Origin of the sequence: Pantoea sp. VS1, assembly GCF_002207995.1 — a bacterium.
In the GTDB taxonomy this organism is placed as follows: Bacteria; Pseudomonadota; Gammaproteobacteria; order Enterobacterales; family Enterobacteriaceae; genus Pantoea; species Pantoea dispersa.
This window is the reverse complement of the sequence record NZ_NHZE01000130.1, coordinates 1-884: the sequence shown is the minus strand read 5'-3', so window position 1 is coordinate 884 and position 884 is coordinate 1. Positions and strand designations below refer to the sequence as shown.

The following is an 884-nucleotide window of genomic DNA, read 5'->3' as shown; positions in this document are numbered from 1 at the left end:
CGCGAGCTGGCTGACAAGAGACCAGCGGTCCCGGCTTTTCTTTTCATCGGCGACCAGCCGGACCTTAACGCCCCGCGCAACGGCCGCTGACAGCGCCTGTGCCACCGGCCGGCTGGTGAAGTCATAGGCCGCCACGTCGGCGCTCTGACGCGCGCTGTCGGTGAACTGCAGTATCAGATCCAGCGCCGAGCCCCCGGGCGAAAAGCCGGCCGTTACGGAGGCCTCCGCGCCGTGAATAACGGGAAGGGTCAGTAATGCCGTCATGATTAAAGCCTGTCTTTTCATTATCCTTTACCGCTATAAAATAATGTTAACAGATTTTACCACCTGACAGTTATTAATATAAACATGTTAATATGAATCTATTAAAAATATAAAATCAAAGCAGAAGATATTCCGTAATCTGACGATAACAGTTACGTGTCAGGGAGCAGATAATATGAATACATTTCACGAATTAAATATCATGACTTCACGCGGCGATATTCACGGCGCCTTTTCGCTCATCCGCAGCTGGAGCGAAAACGTCGCCCGGAAAATCATGAAAAAAGCGGGCTACCCTGTGACACCGCACACGGGGCGCGCGTTCTGGACGTGGGTGCAGGAGACCCTGATCCGGGCGGCCCGCGAGCGGCGCTGCGGCTACCGGGCGCGCGCTGAACGCCTGGCACCGGTGCGTCGCTGGCGGCAGCAGGCCGCGGAAGACTATGATGCTTATGCGCAGATGATGGCGTCAGACGCCGCGCCGCAGGCTGAGGCTGCCCCGGAGGGAAATATAGCGCCCCTCGATGCTGCTCCTGAAAAATGCGTCGCCGTCCGCGGCCGCGCAGAAGGCCTGGTACACCTTTGCCGGCACCGCGAGCCAGCGCCGGCACGCGCCGTTC

Annotated in this window: 2 protein-coding genes; both read right to left on the bottom strand. The window is 58.1% G+C overall.

The features are described 5' to 3' along the window. A partial coding sequence (locus tag CBW22_RS24870) for a phospholipase D-like domain-containing protein (RefSeq protein ID WP_254919567.1) occupies window positions 1-264 on the bottom strand: 264 nt, incomplete at its 3' end. Between the two features lie 469 nt (window positions 265-733). Then, window positions 734-844: a hypothetical protein gene (locus CBW22_RS24865; RefSeq protein WP_254919568.1), complete on the bottom strand. Its 111-nt coding sequence runs from the start codon at window positions 842-844 to the stop codon at window positions 734-736. Window positions 845-884 lie beyond the last annotated feature (40 nt).